Annotated in this window: 12 protein-coding genes and 1 tRNA gene; 10 read left to right on the plus strand and 3 right to left on the minus strand. The window is 53.3% G+C overall.

Going from position 1 to position 19,136, the window contains the following annotated elements; translation table 11 throughout:
• Positions 1-28: 28 nt before the first annotated feature.
• Together tgt and queA are read right to left on the minus strand one after the other, a co-directional pair.
• Positions 29-1,147 carry a tRNA guanosine(34) transglycosylase Tgt gene (gene tgt, locus HP566_RS11635; protein ID WP_425348191.1) on the minus strand — a complete coding sequence of 373 codons (1,119 nt, stop codon included), beginning with the start codon at positions 1,145-1,147 and terminating at the stop codon, positions 29-31.
• A 66-nt stretch (positions 1,148-1,213) separates the two neighbouring features.
• Positions 1,214-2,245 carry a tRNA preQ1(34) S-adenosylmethionine ribosyltransferase-isomerase QueA gene (gene queA / locus HP566_RS11640; RefSeq protein WP_249977432.1) on the minus strand — a complete coding sequence of 344 codons (1,032 nt, stop codon included), beginning with the start codon at positions 2,243-2,245 and terminating at the stop codon, positions 1,214-1,216.
• 114 nt (positions 2,246-2,359) lie between these two features.
• Here queA and HP566_RS11645 point away from each other — a divergent pair.
• From HP566_RS11645 to HP566_RS21750, 10 genes are all read left to right on the plus strand, one after another.
• Positions 2,360-2,446, plus strand: a tRNA-Leu gene (locus HP566_RS11645).
• 276 nt (positions 2,447-2,722) lie between these two features.
• The gene (locus HP566_RS11650; protein ID WP_249977433.1) at positions 2,723-9,112 is read left to right on the plus strand and encodes a calcium-binding protein; all 6,390 of its coding nucleotides are present in this window, start codon (positions 2,723-2,725) and stop codon (positions 9,110-9,112) included.
• Positions 9,113-9,225: 113 nt separating this feature from the next.
• Positions 9,226-9,993, plus strand: coding sequence for a helix-turn-helix transcriptional regulator (locus HP566_RS11655; protein ID WP_249977434.1), 768 nt, complete (start codon positions 9,226-9,228; stop codon positions 9,991-9,993).
• Between the two features lie 112 nt (positions 9,994-10,105).
• Positions 10,106-10,462 (plus strand): RidA family protein, encoded by a 357-nt coding sequence (locus HP566_RS11660; RefSeq protein ID WP_249977435.1) that lies wholly within the window; start codon positions 10,106-10,108, stop codon positions 10,460-10,462.
• Between the two features lies 1 nt (position 10,463).
• Entirely contained in the window at positions 10,464-11,414 is a 951-nt protein-coding gene (locus tag HP566_RS11665; protein ID WP_249977436.1) for an ornithine cyclodeaminase family protein, read from the plus strand.
• Positions 11,415-11,459: 45 nt separating this feature from the next.
• Positions 11,460-12,500 carry a histone deacetylase family protein gene (locus tag HP566_RS11670; protein WP_249977437.1) on the plus strand — a complete coding sequence of 347 codons (1,041 nt, stop codon included), beginning with the start codon at positions 11,460-11,462 and terminating at the stop codon, positions 12,498-12,500.
• A complete protein-coding gene (locus tag HP566_RS11675) occupies positions 12,497-13,600 on the plus strand; it encodes a class II histone deacetylase (protein ID WP_249977438.1) in 1,104 nt (367 codons plus the stop codon). The genes HP566_RS11670 and HP566_RS11675 overlap by 4 nt, the downstream gene beginning before the upstream one ends.
• A complete protein-coding gene (locus HP566_RS11680; RefSeq protein WP_249977439.1) occupies positions 13,597-14,571 on the plus strand; it encodes a branched-chain amino acid transaminase in 975 nt (324 codons plus the stop codon). Before HP566_RS11675 ends, HP566_RS11680 begins: the two co-directional genes overlap by 4 nt.
• 109 nt (positions 14,572-14,680) lie before the next feature.
• Entirely contained in the window at positions 14,681-15,391 is a 711-nt protein-coding gene (locus tag HP566_RS11685) for a response regulator transcription factor (RefSeq protein ID WP_249977440.1), read from the plus strand.
• Positions 15,392-15,483: 92 nt separating this feature from the next.
• Entirely contained in the window at positions 15,484-17,292 is a 1,809-nt protein-coding gene (locus HP566_RS21750) for a sensor histidine kinase (protein ID WP_249977441.1), read from the plus strand.
• A gap of 103 nt (positions 17,293-17,395) precedes the next feature.
• On the opposite strand, the gene HP566_RS11695 is transcribed toward HP566_RS21750, so the two are convergent.
• A complete protein-coding gene (locus HP566_RS11695) occupies positions 17,396-19,069 on the minus strand; it encodes a ShlB/FhaC/HecB family hemolysin secretion/activation protein (protein WP_249977442.1) in 1,674 nt (557 codons plus the stop codon).
• Between the last annotated feature and the right edge of the window lie 67 nt (positions 19,070-19,136).

The raw sequence follows: 19,136 nt of genomic DNA on the forward strand, positions 1-19,136 counted from the left end.
AAACCGCCCGCCAGTCAACGGACGGCAATTAATTCGCTAGGGGAGGCACTGGCAGGCCACGCTGGGCGTAGAAGCCTTCCACAAAGGTCGTCAATGTACCCGCTTCGATTGCCGCGCGCAAATCAGCCATCACCCGCTGGTAGTAGCGTAAGTTGTGGATGGTATTGAGCATGGAGCCAAGCATCTCGTTGCAACGATCAAGGTGGTGCAAATAGCCACGCGAGAAATTCTGGCAGGTGTAGCAGTCGCACTCTTCGTCCAGAGGCCGAGTGTCGAAGCGATACCTGGCGTTGCGAATCTTCACTGTGCCGTCTGAAGTGAACAGATGGCCATTACGGGCATTGCGGGTAGGCATCACGCAATCAAACATATCGACCCCTCTACGCACGCCTTCCACCAGGTCTTCCGGCTTTCCAACGCCCATCAGATAGCGCGGGGTTTCGTCGGGCATCCAGGTGGGGAGGTAATCGAGCACCTTGATCATCTCCTCTTTGGGCTCGCCGACGGAGAGCCCGCCAATCGCCAAGCCATCAAAGCCGATCTCCAGTAGCCCTTTCAGCGAGCGCTCGCGTAGCTCAGGGTGCATCCCGCCCTGAATGATACCAAACAATGCGGACGGTGAGTCACCATGGGCATCGCGTGAGCGCCTGGCCCAGCGCAGCGACAGCTCCATGGATTTTTCCGCTTCTTCAAAGGTGGCTGGGTAGGGCGTGCACTCGTCAAAAATCATCACCACGTCTGACCCCAACGAGCGCTGCACAGCCATGGACTCTTCCGGACCCATAAAGACTTTGCTGCCATCCACCGGTGAACGGAAGTGCACACCCTGCTCAGTGATTTTGCGCATTTCGCCCAGGGAGAAGACCTGGAAGCCGCCGGAGTCAGTGAGAATAGGTTTGTCCCACTGTGCAAAATCATGCAAGTCGCCATGGGTTTTGATCACATCGGTGCCTGGGCGTAACCAGAGATGGAAGGTATTACCGAGAATAATCTCCGCGCCGATCTCTTTGACTGAATCGGGCGTCATGCCTTTCACTGTGCCATAGGTGCCCACTGGCATAAAGGCTGGCGTTTCTACCGTGCCACGGGGAAAGTGGAGACGGCCCCGCCGGGCACGGCCATCTTCAGCCAGGCGCTCAAAGCGCATAAAACATTCGTTTCGCATCAAAATAACTCGTTTGGAAATCAGTTGGCATGCGTAGCCTGTCGCCGTCTAGCGGGTAAGCAGCATGGCATCGCCATAACTAAAGAAGGCGTAGTGTTCGTTCACCGCCGTGCGATAGGCGTGCATTATGTGGTCGTAGCCAGCAAATGCGGATACCAGCATCAACAGCGTTGATTCTGGCAGGTGAAAGTTGGTAATCAGCGCGTCCACACAACGCCACTCATAGCCGGGGTAGATAAAAATATCGGTATCGCCACTGTAAGGGACCATCTGCCCATCGCCGCTCTTCACACAGGCGCTCTCTAAACAGCGCACACTAGTGGTGCCGACGGCAATAACACGCTTGCCTGCGGCCCGTGTAGCGCGAACCTGCTGGCAGGTGGCGTCAGTCACCTCAATCCATTCGCTGTGCATGTGATGCTCAAGAATGTTATCCACCCGTACGGGTTGAAAGGTTCCTGCACCTACGTGCAATGTGACAAAGGCGCTGTTTACTCCCTTATCTTGCAAGGCATCCAGCAATGGCTGGTCAAAGTGAAGCCCGGCGGTCGGGGCGGCTACTGCTCCGTCACGGCGGGCGTATACCGTTTGATACCGCTCGCGGTCACTGAGCCCATCTTCCCGGGTAATATAGGGCGGGAGTGGCATGTGGCCATGCTCTTCCAATAGCGCAATCATTGGGGTGTCGCCTAAAAAGCGCAACTCGAAAAGCGCATCACGGCGGCCTTCAACCACCGCGTGAATATCTCCCTCAAAAATTAACTCTGTACCGGGCTTTGGAGACTTGCTCGAACGAATATGGGCTAACCCCCTGTGGCTATCCAGTGGCCGCTCAAGCAGCATTTCCACTTTGCCACCGCTGGCCTTATGGCCGTGCAGGCGTGCTGGTATGACGCGTGTGTCGTTGAATACCAGCAGGTCTCCCGGCTCCAACAGCGCTAGCAAATCCGGAAAGCGGCGATGCTCAAGTGCACCGCTTTGACCATCCACGCACAGCAGGCGGCAGTCGCTACGCTGCTCGGAAGGGTAGCGAGCAATTAGCTCGTCGGGTAGCTCAAAATGAAAATCCGCGCGCTGCATGGGGGACGCTCTTGTCAGTGTTGCAAACAGGCGGCATAGGATAGCGCTTTAGATGGATAAAGTCAGTCGATGTGATTGACCTGTGGGGTTATCTCCGTATAATGCCCAGCCATTGCCGGTGTGGCGGAATTGGTAGACGCAGCGGATTCAAAATCCGCCGCCTTTACGGGTGTGCCAGTTCGAGTCTGGCCACCGGCACCATATATATCAAGGGCTTGGCGTTTATCGCCTGGCCCTTGTTTGTTATGCCACCCTCCCTAATGTCGGTATGTGTGCCGTCCTGCATATCTAATGCTTTGTCACCGGTCATTAAGCGCTCTTTTTTCGGGTTTATTTCCTGCTTCTTTATGGAATACTTAAGGCTATTTTTCTAGTTGCCTCCCTTTCACTGCTGGGGCGCAAAAGGCAATGAATGCCGATCAGAAATAAAAATATCAGGCGTGCAGCGCCTGAGAACCTTAAGGGGAGATGTGCTCAATGGCGATATCATCAGCCGATATGCTCAAGTCGACACAGCCTGGAGTGGTCAGTGGCCACTTGCTCAGTGGCGTTAGGGTCAGCAGCGTAGACTCCCAGGATGCCTGGCAGGTCCTGGCCAATACCCGGGGCGATGTGGCGCGCATAGAAATACCGGCTGATCCCCAGGCGCGTGTGGCGTTTGTGCGCCGCTGGATGGCAAAAAACCAAAAAGCACTGAAAAGCACAGGCATGGCGGCAACCCTTGTGTTGCCGTTGATGGCTCAGCAGGCATTTGCTGACCAAAAAGTAGCCATTAATGACCTGCAAGGCGTGGCAGAAGTTATTCGTATGCCCGACGGTAGCCTGACCCTGCTGATGAATAATGGCTACCGCATCGATTTGGCTGCGGCGGATGTTGCACTCGAAGGTGGGCGTGTCGTCGTGGACATGACAGCGCTGATGGAAGCACTGGGCAATGATAGTGGGCTGCTTGTACCGCTGAGCCAGCTTCCCGAGGTTGAAACCTGGGAGCTGATGGCGGATGACAGCGTGCTCATTACCCGTCCAGACGGTTCGCAGATGGTCCTGGTGCGGGGAGCGGTTGTGCAGCAGGGCGATATGCTGCTCATTAGCCCCAGTAATGCGTTGCAGTCTGGTGTGGCGGATAGCGCTGATTTTGGCCATTTACTGTTTGTACCCAGCGCTTCTTTTTCACCTGCTGTATCCGGCGCCAGCTCGGCCAGTACAAGCAGTAGTGCCCCGGTGAGCTCATTCGCTGATATTCCACCGTGGCTCTATATTGCCGGTGGAGCTGTGGCGGTAGGTGCGGCGGCAGCGGGTGGCGGTGGAGGCGGCGGCGGAGGTGATGCTGGCCCTGCTACCATCAGCGGCTATGTTATTGATGGCTATATCTCCGGTGCTACTGTGACGCGTGAGTTTGACGCTAACAGTGTCACCACGGACGGCACTGGCTTTTTCTCAGGCTTACAGGGCAGCGGTATTATTACGGCCACCGGTGGTATTGATATCTCCACGGGGTTGCCTTTTACCGGTGTGTTGCGGGCCCCGGATGGCTCCACGGTTATTACCCCGTTAACCACGATGATGGTGCAGCTTGCCGAGCAGTTCGAGGTGGATGACAGTGCCGCACAAACAGCCATTAAAACGGCGTTGGGGCTTGATAGCCGCCTTGACTTAATGACCACTGACCCTCTCAGTGATGATGCTGCGAATATTGATCTGTTAATTGCCGGTGTTAAGGTAGCCAGCCTGCTGGCGATGGCTGCAACTGCAGGGATCAGTCATGCCGATGCACTGTCACTTCTGGGCGCTGCTTTCAATCAGGCAAGCGAGGATGAGCGTGCGCTGACGAATCAGGAAATGGCGGATGCATTGGGGTTGCCCTCAATTGCGGGGCAGGTCAAGCAGGCCCTGGATGCTATCGATCAGGCTGGCGATGGGTTAAATCTTGATGCTTATCGAGATGGTGCGAGTAATCCGTTACGTGATGCTCAGCAAGAGGCGCAGGATCAAGCTAGTGACCTCTCAGATACGATTGCTATCCGCGCGGATATCCCTTATCTGACGCTTCAGGAAGCCGTTGATCTTGCGCAAAACGGTGAGCTGCCTGCGCAATATTTGATTAACCCGGATCAGCTGTTTGCCGCTGGAACATTAGGGCTAACGGCTGCTGGTAATCAATTGGCGCTGGTCGAAACGTTACTGGCGGGCGATTTTGATGTTGCGACTGTGCCTATTGCCCTGGGCGATATCTATACATGGTCTGTTCGTGCTGACGCTGAGGACGTATTGGTAAGTGGTGGTCTGGGTCGCCCAGAGGTGGTTGGTGCGCAGAGCGTCACACTCACGAATGCCACTATTCGTCCTGATCAGTTTGCGGACCTTAATACGTTAGATAATTTCGATTTGGGCAGTACGGTTGTTCCGTATACGCTTGAAGAGGCGCTCGCCACCAATGAGATGCCTGCCAACTATACGCTAAACCCTAGCGCTCAGTTTTCAGCCGGAGATCTCACCGTACGAGAAGCCGCTGAGCTAATCGACAATACGCGCGCACTGCTGGATCTGGCCCAGAATACCGACAACGATAACCTCACTCGCGACCTGCTATTAGAGTGGAATATTGTCGATAGCCTTGACACGATTTTGGGTACGCCTGCAGCACGCCCGCAAATTGCGGAAGCCAATAGCATTAGCGTAACGGAAGCGGTCATCACGCCCGCCCAGTTTGTGCAGCTCAATGCGTTGGTTAACTTCGTGCTCGGCGATACCGAGGTGGATTACACACTTGCCGAAGCGCTGGATGCCGATCCTTTAGCCAGCAACTACATTATTGACCTTCAGGAAGTGTTAAATGCGGGCACGGTGACCGTGGCCCAGGCAGAAACCGACTTTGCTGATGTTAGCCGAGTGCTAGAAGGGGCTAACAACCAGCCACCGCTGACGCTATTTGTTTGGGAAATCCGCGATACGGCGGAGGCCATTATCGCTGATCTTGGCCAGGCTCATGTGATTGAAGCGAACCAAGTGTCGGTGAATAACCGCGTTATCACCTCTGCTCAGTTTGATCAACTGAACTCACTTGAGAACTTTGAGCTGGGCACCACCATTGTTCGCTATACCCTGGAACAAGCGGTTAGCTCAGATTCGCTTGCTGCCAATTACGAGATTGATACAGAAACCCCATTCAATGCGGGCAGTGTCAGTGTGGCAGACGCTGAGGATATGCTGGCGGCAGTTGAACGTATTTTGGCAGATGCACTTAATCCACAAACTCCCAGCGCGGATGAACTTTTCAACTGGTCCGTGCTGGATACCGCGGAGGCGATTCTGGCTGCTGGTGATGTTTCTCACATGCTGGGTGCCGATGTCGTCAATGTCAGCAATGAGTTGATTACGCTGGCGCAGTATCAGGCCCTTATTGGCCTTGAGAGTAACTATGTACGGACGGGGGAAACAGTCGAATATACGCTGGCCGAAGCCATGGCGGCGGATGATTCCAATACTTTGCTAAATAACTATGCCATCAACGTGGATGCCATTCTGGAGGCTGGTGAAGTCACCGTAGCAGAAGCGCGCGAAGCCTATACACAGGTGGCTGGGTTAGTCGCTAATGCCGAAAACAGTGCAGAGCTGCGTGAGAACCTACCATTGAGCTGGAGGGTGGTCGATAACGCGGACACGATTATTGCAGACGTTTCAGCCGACCATGTGACCCTTGCAGATCAGGTGCGCGTTACCGAAACGCAGATTGTTCAGGCTCAGTATGAAGCGCTACAGGGGCTGGAAAACTTTTCACTTGCCGATACCGTTGTGAGTTACACCCTCGAAGGAGCGGTGGCTACTCAGATTGATCTGGCTGAAAATTATATACTTACCAATGATGTGTACGATGCTGGAGAGTTATCGGTCGATACTTCGCGTACCAACTTGGAGCGTGTCGATGATGTTGTGGCGGGGGCTGGCAATGTAGAACAGCTGGACGCGGATACACTCTTTAATTGGACCATTGTGGATAGTGTTACGAATGTGCTCAACGCGAGCGATGAAGCCCACCTTGCACGCGCAGACCTGATTAATGTTAATAATCCGCGGGTAACGATTGAACAATTCCTGCAGCTGAAGAATTTAGCCAACTATGAACGTTCCGGTGAGTGGGTCGAATATACCCTTGAGCAGGCGTATGACCTGGGAGCGCAGGAGCTGGAGAGCGAGTACGCCATTAATGAAAGCGTGCAGTTCACCCCGGAACCGTTGACGGTTGAAAGTGCGATAGCGGATTTGGCAACGGTTCAAGCATTAATCGATGGTGCAGAAAATACCGTTGAACTGGCAACTCTCTATCGCTGGAGCGTGCTGGATAGCTATACCCATATTCAAGCGCAGATTGGCGCTGATCTGCCGGATGGCATACGCCTTGCGGAAAGTGTTCAGGTAACGGAAACAGTACTGACTGCCGAGCAGTACGAAGTGCTGGTTAATGGGCTGGATAACTTTGATCTGGGCAGTACGGCTGACATTACCTACGCCGATATGAACGATGCACTGCGAGCCGAGAGTGTGGGGGTGTTGGCGCCAACCGGGCGCTTTAGCCTACTCGATGACACCACGGCCTATGCGCCCGGAGAGCTTTCTGTCACTGAGGCAGCCGAGGCGCTGGCCAGCGTGAGAACCGTACTGGCCGCTGCCAATGGCCTGGAAAATAGTGATGCAACCGTCCAGGCACTGTTTGACTGGACCGTAGAGGATACGGCAGAAAATATTATTCAGGCGATAAACCAGGGGCATGTCACCTTGGCGGATGACGTGCTGATTACCGATCAGCAAATTACCTATGCGCAGTATCAGGCGCTTACGGCGCTTGATAATTATGACTATGCCTCCTCCCCGGTTGTTGTGCTTTATACCCTTGAGGAAGCGCTTGGTGTGATCGACGAGGAGGGAGTTGACAGCCTTGATAGAGATGGTGGTGACGATAGCGTTGGTTATCGCATTGGTAGCGATATCTTTACAGCGGGAACGTTTACCGCCGCTGGCGCGCAAGTGCTGGTCAGTAATGCCGAGGCAGCACTAAGTGGTGCAAACCCGACGGTTCCCACTATAGAGGCTGTTCTGCAGTGGGAGGTAGAAGATAGTTCAGCCAACATATTGGCTACCCGAGATGGCACTCAATTCCCCGACTATATCTCAGGCGCCGAACTGGTATCTGTGACTGATGACATTCTTACCATTGCCGATTTCCAGCGTCTTGATGGAATACCTGGCTTTGAACTTGGTGATACACCTGTCAGGTTTATTTTCACCCAGACCCTGACACTGCAACAAATACAGAATATTGCGAGCAGCTATGAAATCGAGGCAAATGCGTCTTCACTACCCAGCTTTGCATTAGAGGGAGTGGAGAGTGCTGCGGCACGCTATGCAGCTACCCAGTCTATCGTTGATGGGGCTCTGAACCGTAACGACATTTCAGTTGAAGAATTGCAGACCTGGTCAATCACAAATGCTCAGCCTGATAACGTCTTGAGTGGTCAAGCAGACCCCTGGGTCGTGGGGGCTGAAAGTATCAGCTTGGCCCTTGCCGCAGGGGATGCATTAACGCCTGAACAGTACGAAGCTTTCATCGTATTAGGTAACGTCGACCTGGATGATGTCGAGGTGCGATATAGCCTGGAAGAAGCCTTGGCGCTTATAGATGACGGTGGTGTACTGCCTGAGCAAACTGAGGAAAGGCCAGGAAGTTATCAAATTGATCCTGAGTCGCTATTTAATGCTTCTGCTTTGTCTGTTGATAACGCGGAGCAACTGCTGTCGGTTGTGGAAATGGTTTTGGGTGACGCCACCAACGCTGATGAGCTGGATCGTGGCACGTTGTTGAGTTGGGTCGTCGAAGATAGCGCCGCCAATATTATCGCAGCGATAGACAGCGATGCTGTCCTAAGTGCGAGCAGTGTCCGGGTGAATACTGATGAAATTGGCTATCTCGATTTTGAAGCCTTAAGTGAGCTCAATAATTTTGATCAGGATGGCTTAACCGTCTCTTACCCGCTAGGCGAGTTGGTTGCACGTTTCCTCAGCGGGGGGGCTATTCCTGTTAATTATGCGCTGGATACAGATCCATCGGCATTTTTTAATGCGGGTGCTTTGGATGCCAAAGCGGCCGAGCGTCTATTTGAGACGGCAACTTCCCTGATTGATGGGGCGGTCAATAGTGAAGTGGCGCTCTCTTCACTAACATCCTGGACGGTGCAGGATACCTATGAAAATATCTATACGCTAAATGTCACGGGTAACGGTGGCACGCCAGCGGATTTTCTTATCAGTGATGCCGCCAGTATTGTTGTTATCGATGACCCATTGGAAGGTGATGCCGAACAGGATCTTAATCTTGCCTTTACGGTAAACGGCTATACGCACCAGCCGGGGGCTGAGCCTGGTGGCAGTATTGAGCAGCTTTCCAAAACCTTTATTATCGCTGGCCAGCCTGATGGTGAAGTAGAGCTGATCACTGACTTCCGTGTAGGCAATGATCCAGGTTTTGATGAACTGTTTATTGAATTGACCGCAGAGGAATTCACCACATTGCGCGGGGATGGCAGCGGTTTCAATATCTATGGCAGTGCGCAAAACCTGGGTATCGATGAAGCCTTTGTGGTTTTCACCACCGAAAGCTTTACAGATCTTGGCTGGCTTGATGACCTTGGCCTTGAGGACGATGATGTGGTGTATCTGCTGGCAAATGAAGACGCCAGTGGAGACAACGCTCAACTTTTCCGCGTTGAGGACATCGGTGCTGAATTTGATACTCAAGCACTGGTTACCTTCGAGAACCTGGATCTCAATAGTTTCCTGGAAGAGAACTGGAACACCAACTACAGCTTTACTTGATGCAGTGGTGCCAGGGGGGCGGCGTTAACCCAGCGTTAACGCGCCCTCGCTTTTTTATGGATCATCGTTTTATAGTGCAGGGACTCTTATAGAACCACTCCAATGGTATGCCCATGGCCCAGTTTGAGCTGCATAGCCGCAACCTGACGCAAGAGCAGGTAGGGCACTCCCATGACTTTCACCAGCTCATTCTGGCGACATGCGGCGTCACTGAACTTGCGATGGAGGGGCAGGAGGAGCGTATCACGGCGCGCCGTGGCTGTTTAATTCCCTCTTCCCGCCACCATGAGTATCAGGGTGATGGCAGTAACCGCACACTGGTGCTGGATATTCCTGTCAAGCACCTCGCCATCCTGGAGAAAGGCGCTGAAATAGAACGCATGTTCGATAAACCGCGCTTTTTCACCGTGCCACCCGCCCTTAACCAGCTTACCCATGCACTGGCGCATCAACTGGAGCAGTGCCCAGCCTTACAGAATGAAATTGCCGTCCTGCTGTTGCGTGCACTCTATATGTACTTGCAGGATGTACCCAAACAGGTAGCCAGCCAGATTGGGGCTCGCTGTATCAGTGAACGGCTTGACCTGGAGCGTCTGGATGCCTGGCTTGATCAGCACCTGGCTGATGAGATACGAGTGGAGCAGCTAGCCTCTCTCTGTGCCTTAAGTCCAGGGCATTTTCACAGCTGCTTTCGCGAGCTAACCGGCGTTACACCGCTGGCCTATGTACAACGAAGGCGTTTGGAGCATGCCCGCACCCTGGTTAGGCACAGTACACTGAGCCTTGGCCACATTGCGATGTTAGTTGGGTTTCGAGACCAGGGAAGCTTTTCCCGTGCGTATCGGCGTTACTTTGAGATGGCCCCCTCATCTGATCGTTAGCCATTGGGTGGTTTGCCTCACTCTCGGGCAAATTTATCAGAGTCTAGGGCTAGCACATCACTCTTTGTCATCGTAGTCTCGATATCCCCCTTACTTTTTTTGGAGAGACCGAATGAGCGTTATTTATCAGGACAGTAACACCCGCATGAGCCAAGTGGCGATCCATAACGGCACCGTGTATCTCGCAGGTCAGGTACCTAATGATGCAACGGCTGATATGCGCGGCCAAACAGAGCAGGTACTGGCGCGGATTGACCAGTTGTTAGCGCAGGCAGGTACTTCGAAAGAGCACCTTATCTCGGCGCAAGTCTGGGTAACCAGTATGGCGGAGTTCGATCAAATGAATGCTGCCTGGGATGCCTGGGTCGTGCCCGGCCGCCCGCCCGTGCGTGCGGCGCTTGAAGCGAAGCTCGCCAAACCCGAGTGGAAAGTAGAGATTATGGTTGTTGCCGCGCTCCCGGAGGCCTGATATGAGGGTTGTCGCTGCCGCAGAAGTAGAGCGCTACCTGGCCTGGAATGGCTTGATCAAGCGGCTACACTCGGTCTTTGTCAATGGTGTGGAGTCTCCTTCACGTCATCACCACACCATACATCGGCCTGATGGAGAGGCCACCATGTTGCTGATGCCTGCCTGGGAAACGGCAGGCTATATTGGCGTCAAAATGGTCAACGTGTTTCCGCAAAATGCCGACCAGGGTATTCCGGCTATCTCTGGGCTTTACTTACTCAGTGAAGGCCAGCACGGCCAGCCGCTAGCATGTATCGACGGTAGCGAATTGACACGGCGTCGTACGGCGGCAGCGTCAGCCCTGGCGGCCCAGGTACTGGCTAAAGCAACGTCCGAAACCTTATTGGTGGTAGGGACGGGCAAGCTGGCCCCCATGGTGATTGAAGCCCATGCCAGCGTACGGCCGATCAAGCGCGTGTTGGTATGGGGAAGAAATGCCGATAAAGCCAACGCCATTGCCGAGGTCTATGCCGATCGCTTTGACACCCGGACAGTGAGTGACTTGGCAAGCGCTGTTGCGGAGGCAGATATTGTCAGTTGCGTTACGTTGTCCACCGAGCCTTTGATTAAGGGCGAGTGGCTGACGCCGGGCACCCATCTGGATTTGATCGGTGCTTTCCGCCCGCAGATGCGCGAAGCCGATGCCGAGTGCCTGCGCCGTTCGGCGGTTTTTGTGGATACCTATGCGGGTGCCGAAGGTGAAGCGGGTGATATTCTTCAGGCTATTGATGAGGGAGCCTTCCACTTTGCCGATATTAAAGCGGAGCTGGAGGAAGTGCTCTCAGGCGCCAAGCCCGGCCGACGTTCGGACGATGCCATCACGCTGTTCAAGTCGGTAGGTGCCTCCCTGGAGGATTTAGCGGCTGCCATTGAGCTGTGGGAGTCACTGCCTGATGCTGACGCGGCACCATAATCAGTCAGTGCTCTGTGATATAGAAGCTGCCAAGGACTGCGAATTATGAAGTGTTTTTATCATCCTGATCAGGCCTACCATGCGCCGCCCACCTTTCTGTTGCGAGGCCAACCAGCACCTTCGCCGGAAGGCCCACGGCGTGCTGAACTACTCACCCAGGGGCTGGCTGGCGCAGGGTTGAAGCTGACGGCGCCGAAGGCGGCGGATTCACCTGTTTTGCGCAAGCGCCTGGAGCAGATCCACACCCCCCGCTACCTGCGGTTTTTGGAAACGATTTATGAGCGCTGGCAGAGGCTGCCCAATGCGGCAGAGTTTGTCGCACCCAATATTCATCCCTGCGGTGGTGGGTATCATTATCCACGGCACCCCATTGGTCAGGCGGGCTGGCATCTTCACGATATGGCCTGCCCATTAAGCGCGACCAGCTTCCGTGGTGCGCTGGCCTCGGCAGCCACTGCCGAGGCAGCGGCAGAGGAGGTGCTAAACGGCGCTGCCGCTGCATACGCGCTATGCCGCCCACCCGGGCACCATGCCGGGCCGGAGCGGGCAGGCGGCTTCTGCCTGCTCAACAATGCTGGCCTGGCTGCCACCGTATTACGTGAACGTTATGCCAAAGTGGCGATCATTGATGTGGATTTGCACCACGGCAATGGTACCCAGGATATCTTTTACGCCAGAAACGATGTTTGGGCAGGCTCGCTACACGCCGACCCCAGCGATTTCTACCCGTTTTTCTGGGGCGGCGCTGATGAAGAGGGCAGTGAGGAGGGAGTAGGGGCTAACGTTAATCTGCCGTTGCCTGTCGGCGGTGATAGCGACGTCTATCTGGATGCTCTGGCGGTACTGGTTGACCACCTGCAGCGTTACAAGCCAGAGGCTGTGGTGGTGGCGCTGGGGCTGGATGCCCATAAAGATGACCCGCTTGCCGGCCTTGCCGTGGAAACGGATGCTTTTATCGGCGTGGGCAAACGGCTGGCGGCGTTGTCGCTGCCAACCGTCATTATTCAGGAGGGAGGCTATCCCACTGAGCATCTCAGTGCCAACCTATCCGCTTTTATGCGCGGGTATCAGCAGGCGGCGGCATGAAGACCGGTTTCTACTGGCATGAGCGCTGCTTTTGGCACGATCAGGGGGCGATAGGCGTATTCTCAACGCCGGGTGAGTTTTTACAACCCCAGGCGGCGTCTGAAAGCCCAGAGAGCAAGCGGCGGCTAAAAAATATTCTTGAAGTCAGTGGCCTTATTGATGAACTCCATTTGGTGAAGCCGGGGCCAGCCTCACTGGAGGATCTGCTACGGTTCCATACTCCACGCTATCTGGAAGCGCTACAAGAGGGCGACCGGGGGCGGGGAGGCGATGGTGGTGATTGTGCTCCTTTTATGCCGGGCAGTTGGGCGGCGGCCACTTACTCAGCGGGGCTGGCGATGGCTGCAGTGGAAGCTGTGGCACTGGAGCAGGTTAGTAATGCCTACGCGCTCTGCCGCCCTCCGGGGCATCATGCCGAGGCGGATCAGGGGCGTGGGTTTTGTCTGTTAGGCAATATTCCGGTAGCGGTAATGCGTGCCCGCGCGTTAGGACAGGTTAAGCGCGTAGCGATACTGGATTGGGATGTACACCACGGTAATGGGCAGCAGGCAGCGTTTTATCGTGAGCCTGATGTGTTGACCATCTCTATTCATCAGGCAGCCAATTATCCGTTGGAGACAGGCAGCTTTGAAGAGCAGGGGGAAGGCCCGGGCCTGGGGGCCAATCTTAACTTTCCGTTACCACCGGGCAGTGGCCTGGGGGCATACCAGTACGCCATGGAGCGCCTGGTTTTGCCCGCGCTGGAAGCCTTTGCGCCTGAGCTGATCGTGGTGGCTTGTGGCTATGATGCCTGTGCCAAAGATCCATTAGGCAAAATGCTGCTCAATAGCGGAGCGTTTGCCCACATGACCGCCCAACTGAAAGTGCTGGCCGAGCGATGTTGCAATGGCAGATTGGTGTTTGTACACGAAGGTGGCTATTCAGAAGGCTATGCCCCTCTATGCGGTCACGCGGTTATCCAAACCCTGGCGGGCAGTGCCATTACTGTGCCCGACCCGCAAAACGATGAGATTGCTGCCTGGGGGTATCAGGCTATACAGCCGTATCAACAGGCGCTGATTGACGATTGGCGCCAACAGTGGGAGCAACGCAAGCAATGACACCACTATATGACCGCGAGGGTTGGATTTGGCAGGATGGCGAATGGCAACGGTGGCGTGAGGCAAAGGTGCATGTGTTTAGTCACACCTTGCATTACGGCATGGGCTGCTTCGAAGGCGTGCGAGCTTATGCAGGCTCTGCGGGTACCCATCTGTTTCGTGTGGCGGAGCACACTCGTCGTTTGGTGGAAAGTGCTCATGCGTTGGATATTCCCCTACCGTTCAGTGAAGCCGAGCTGATTGAGGTTCAGTGTGAAAGCGTGACTAAGAACGGCTTGACCAGTGCTTATCTGAAACCGACGGTCTTTTTAGGTGCAGAAGGGTTAGGGCTAAGAGCGCAGGGGCTGACAACCCATATCATGGTCGCTGCCTGGGACCTGGGGCCTTATATTTCCCCTCATGCCGCCACCCATGGACTACGCGCCTTAACGTCCTCCTGGGCGCGCCATCATGTCAATATCAGCCTGTGCCGTGCAAAAACCAGCGGCCACTATGTAAACTCAATGCTGGCGCTTAATACCGCCGTCAAAGCCGGGTTTGATGAAACCATCATGCTGGACCCCGAAGGCTATGTGGCGGAGGCGTCGGCGGCAAACGTCTTTCTGCTGCGCGATGGCGTGCTGCATACACCAGAAGTCACCTCCTGCCTGCAGGGCATTACCCGGGATAGCGTTATTCAGCTTGCCCGTAACGTACTGGGTATTGAGGTTCGGGAACGGCGTATTACCCGTGACGAGCTGTACACCGCCGATGAAGCTTTTTTAACCGGCACCGCCGCTGAAATATTGCCGTTGCGAGAGCTGGACGGGCGTCGTATTGGAACTCGCACCGGAGCGCCGCCACCCAGTGAGCCGATTGCTGCCCATAGTGTTATCGCGCAGCTACAGCGTCTCTATCGCCAGGCGGTGCGTGGCGAGCTTAAAGAGTTCCAGCACTGGCTGACAGCGGTGCCATGTAAAGGGGTGAGTTAGTCGCCCAACTCTTTACATGGCTCAAAATCACTGCTTTCAGGTATGTGAAGAGGTAGTAATCGCGCCTATATTAACCTGATCGCGTCCCGCATACCGAGGATAGGGTGTCATGACAACTAGTAAGCAGTTGCTACCTATGCCGTTGTTGCTGGTCGAAGATGAACCAGAAATGTGTTTACGTTCAACGCGTATTTTGTGCGATATTGGCTATCACGAATCAGCCATTGATCATGTTGAGTCTGTGGGCAGTGCTTTGGAGTATCTGCACAGTCAGATACCCTCTCTGGCACTTGTAGATCTCGGTCTTCCTGATGGCAGTGGTACTGAGGTAATTACACGCTTTCGCCAGCACAACCCCGCTATGCTGATTTTGGTCATTTCTGGGATGAGCAGCCAGGAAGCTATATTGGGTGCGCTGATAGCAGGGGCCAATGGGTATTTACTAAAAGAACGGGATGATCTTGAAATCATGCTTTCTATCCGCTGTGTAATGCGGGGTGGGGCGCCAATTGATCCTTTTCTGGCTAGAAGTATTATCGAAGATTTTATCCCTTTAAATACGAGTAAAGTGAAGGGGGAGGATTATCATAATGGGGAAGACTCGTATGCTACATCGGAAGGCCATGATGTGCTTACTTCACGACAAATTTGTATTTTACAGCTGGTGGCAGATGGTTTGAGCAATAGGGAAATTAGTGAGCGTCTGTGCATCTCCAAGTATACTGTTGAAAGCCATATAAAAAATATTTATCAAAAGCTTACTGTATGCAACCGTGTTTCTGCAGTTACTGCCGCACGTTCCTTGGGGCTGCTCTCATAATCTGGAGCTATCTAGCCTCTTCACCGCTATTTGCCGCTCAGCACGGCCTGCCGTCCTGTAGTGAAGGTGTTGTTAGTGCTCAGGTCGCTAGGGTGCCTTCTATTCCGGTTCCACAGCATACGCCTGATGATGCCTGGGTTGGCGTTAGTCTACCCGACCTTCACTGGTATGAGCGCTGGCCTGATTATCAAGGGTGGGCATTGTATCGTGTGACATTCCAGGCTGACTGTTTTCAAGAGAGGCAATTGGATGATCCTTTAACACTAGTGATCAGCTATCTGAACGCCGCTGGCGCCGTCTATGTGAATGGTCAGTTACTGCATCGTGATATTGCGTTGAGCGAACCATTAACTCAGGGGGTAAATACGCCGCGCCACTGGATATTAACAAGCTTAGCTAGCCGTACTGATCAATTGAATACTCTGCATGTTTATGTGAAAGGGGTTCCCCAGCGTATACCAGCAGGGCTGGGTAGCGTAGTCATTGCGCCCTACCATGAGGCCATGCCTACCTATAACGCTTGGCTGTGGAGCAAAGTACGCATTCCCTGGATGAGTATTATGGTTTCGTGTGCTTTTGGGTTGGCAAGTCTAGTGGTATGGCTGAAGAATCGACAGTTGAAAGTGTTTTTCTGGTATGGCGCTGTTAATTTAGCCTGGGTACTTTTTTATGGCGTATTACAGTTACAGGATCCTTGGCCACTGCCTAGTACACTGGCGATATTACAGGTTAGCCACATAGCATTTGTGTTCTATGTTGCTTGCTTTTGCATGTTGCTATGGAGGTTTGCCGAGCGACAGTCGCCACGCTTGGAGTCCAGTTTATGGGTATGTGTGGCAATAGCCAGTGTAGTACTGCTCTATGTACCGAGTCCCTCCTTAAGGCCCGTCGTTGATGTTGTGGTGCTTCCGCTGTTCGTTATTCTGCTTTTAAGTGTGTTCATCCAGTTTATTACCTTTACTGTTTCACATCCTCGCACGGAGCGTGTCATTGTTTCTGTTACCTTAATTTTTTTTGTCGTGATTATGCTCCATGACCTTTCTTGGGTTTTTGTCCCTACCGAGAGAGGAGAGCCCACTATATGGGCTCCCTATGCTACGTTACCTGCAGCTATATGCATGGCATTAGTGATGACTTTTGTTAGCAGACGCACTATCCAACTGCTAACATCGTTCAACACAGAGTTGGAAAGTGAAATTGAGGTGGCGCGCCAAACGTTACAAAAGCAAATGGAAGATCAGCAACGATTGCAAATCGCTAACTCAAAACTTCATGAGCGCTTGAGGTTAGGACGTGAGCTTCATGACGGTTTAGGAAGTTCGCTGGTGAGTGCCATCGCTCGTATGGAGAGGCATCAAGGCTCTCTTCATCATGCCAAAACATATCGAATTGCTCTTGCTACACTCAAGCTGCTACGCAACGACCTCCGCCATATTATTGATAATGCGTTTACCTCTTCTCAGTTGGCCTCTTTAGAGCCCGGGCCATGGATTGCCCCTATTAGGCAGCGTTACAGTACATTATTTGATGAACTGGGTATGCGGTTGGTTTGGAGTGTTCCAGCCCGTTGGCAGCAGCCTCCCTCCGCAGAGCGATGCATGGCGCTAGCACGTATCATGGAAGAAGCGCTTACTAACATTATCAAGCATAGTCGTGCAAAAACGGCGAGGATTACTATGCGTCAAAATACGCAAAGCTTACTCCTGGCGATTGAAGATGATGGTATTGGCTTTGATATGTCGCTAGTAAAAGAGGCAGGTTTTAGCGTTGGTATTCAAAGTATGCAGGTCCGTGCTAAGGAACAGTCGGGGCATTTATGGGTTCACTCTCACCCTGGTACCACTCGCATAGTAGTACGTACGCCGAGTAAGGGGGGAAGGGGGGGAACATCAGTAAGATAAAACTCGGCTCCGGCTCTGCACAGGCTTGGCTGCGTGGATAAGTTATAACTGGCAAGGCTTCGTTTAGTGGCCATCAAAGCCTTGCCAACTGTATCGAGAGTCATTAAAAATGATAATTTGCCGAAGCCCAAATGGTGGGGTCGCGTTGTTGGTCATCGGCTTGGGCATCGTCGCCATCTAACCTCCATGCGCTGCTAACATTCAAACTGACGCGTTCCTGCTGGTAACGTAGCCCAACCCCTGCTCCTGAAAGTGATCGCGCATTGTCGTCATTACCGCCGCTGGGGGTGCGTCCGCCATCTATGAATACATAGGGCACCATGCCATTGCCCACATGGTAACGAGCCTCTAATTGAGCTAGCCAGCCACGGCTATCTGACCCTTCGCCAACTGGATAGGCGCGTACTCCGTACGGTCCTCCTAAAAAAAAGCTTTCTGAGCCGTCAAGGTTGTCAAGATCCGCCCATTGCGCATGGGTGCGGCCGTAAAGCTCAAAGCCACTGCCAAGTGCCTGAATTCTGGCTATATCCAGTGTTATGTGAGTAAAGCCGTAGTCAGCATCTTCCAATTCTGTTTGTGTTTGGGAGAGTGTGCCGGGCGTCAGTGTCACTGCACCATAGGTAATGCCTCCTACACCTAAAGCATCCCGGTGATCAAAGCGTATACCCAATGGTACGCTATGGCTGCTAGTGGCTCGGCGATAGTTAAAGAGCTCAATATCATCGTCCAGGTCTTTATAGAGATATCGAGCGCTTAATGACACATTAGATTGTTGGCGCCGAACGAGTGAATAGTAGATACCTGCAGCGTACACATCGGCTGTGCCGGTATACCCTTCAAAACCTTTGCCAAGAGCATAATCAGTGTAAGTATAATTTAGCTCACCGCGCATACCATGGGTGCCCAATGGGATTGAGTAGCGTATATCGCCTAGCCAGGTACTCTCGTTAGAGTAAAGACTGGTGAGGTTTAACTCGTCGCCCAACGTCGCTAAATGATGTGCTGAAAGGCTAGCTCGGCCACGGTACTCACCAGAAAATCGGCTACCATGGTTATCTGCTCCAATACTACCTGTGACACGCTGACGGCTACGTACCTGAACCTCCAAATCGCCCTCACCTTGATTAATTCCAGGACGCATAATGGGGGTGATCGATATGCCGGGCAGATCGCCCAGCAGTAGTATTCTGCGCTCCAAATAAGCAGACTCAATCGGGGTTCCTGTACGTAAAGAGGATAACCAGGGGCTGGCAGCTGCGGCTAGAGTTGGGTTGTCGCTGGTGGCGGCCACTTGGCCATAGCGCCCTTCAACTACTTGCAGCTCAAGTACCCCATCAGCCAATGACTGCGCAGGAATAAGAGCTTGTGCAAAAGGGTAGCCGTTATCGCGGTAATACTGACTGATTCGATTTGCAATTGACTGTATGCCTGCTAAATCCTGCGGGCTGCTTATCTGGTCTTGAACGAGTTGGAGAAGCTCGTTCGTGGTGAAGCGACTGTTACCTTCAAGATGAACAGCGTTCAGACTGATGCGCTGTCCACCTGGCACAGCCTCAGAAAGTGGTTGCCCTTGGAGGTTAAGCTGTATAGACGGCGGTTGAGGGCTCGCAACGGGTGGCTCGCTTTGTTGTAGTATCTGTCCTGCATCAGGCGGCAATTGAGCCAATGTGTTACCACTTGATAACACACCAGCGCAAAGTGGTAAAGTATACTTAAGCTGGCGGATGGTGGAAGTGAGGGGAGCAATAACCATAATCTGAAAGTATCTCTGTTTCATTTTGTATTCCATTTAGGTAATTGGGCCAGCGACATAGCTCGTTGTACGGATATCTGTATGTCACTGA

Origin of the sequence: Vreelandella olivaria (genome assembly GCF_023507745.1) — a bacterium.
Classification (GTDB): Bacteria; Pseudomonadota; Gammaproteobacteria; order Pseudomonadales; family Halomonadaceae; genus Vreelandella; species Vreelandella olivaria_A.

Excerpts from the sequence above, each read along its gene's own strand:
- tgt (WP_425348191.1), bottom strand. The coding sequence starts at position 1,147 with ATGCGCTTTGAGCGCCTGGCTGAAGATGGCCGTGCCCGGCGGGGCCGT.
- queA (WP_249977432.1), bottom strand. The coding sequence starts at position 2,245 with ATGCAGCGCGCGGATTTTCATTTTGAGCTACCCGACGAGCTAATTGCT.
- HP566_RS11650 (WP_249977433.1), top strand. The coding sequence starts at position 2,723 with ATGGCGATATCATCAGCCGATATGCTCAAGTCGACACAGCCTGGAGTG.
- HP566_RS11655 (WP_249977434.1), top strand. The coding sequence starts at position 9,226 with ATGGCCCAGTTTGAGCTGCATAGCCGCAACCTGACGCAAGAGCAGGTA.
- HP566_RS11660 (WP_249977435.1), top strand. The coding sequence starts at position 10,106 with ATGAGCGTTATTTATCAGGACAGTAACACCCGCATGAGCCAAGTGGCG.
- HP566_RS11665 (WP_249977436.1), top strand. The coding sequence starts at position 10,464 with ATGAGGGTTGTCGCTGCCGCAGAAGTAGAGCGCTACCTGGCCTGGAAT.
- HP566_RS11670 (WP_249977437.1), top strand. The coding sequence starts at position 11,460 with ATGAAGTGTTTTTATCATCCTGATCAGGCCTACCATGCGCCGCCCACC.
- HP566_RS11675 (WP_249977438.1), top strand. The coding sequence starts at position 12,497 with ATGAAGACCGGTTTCTACTGGCATGAGCGCTGCTTTTGGCACGATCAG.
- HP566_RS11680 (WP_249977439.1), top strand. The coding sequence starts at position 13,597 with ATGACACCACTATATGACCGCGAGGGTTGGATTTGGCAGGATGGCGAA.
- HP566_RS11685 (WP_249977440.1), top strand. The coding sequence starts at position 14,681 with ATGACAACTAGTAAGCAGTTGCTACCTATGCCGTTGTTGCTGGTCGAA.
- HP566_RS11695 (WP_249977442.1), bottom strand. The coding sequence starts at position 19,069 with ATGAAACAGAGATACTTTCAGATTATGGTTATTGCTCCCCTCACTTCC.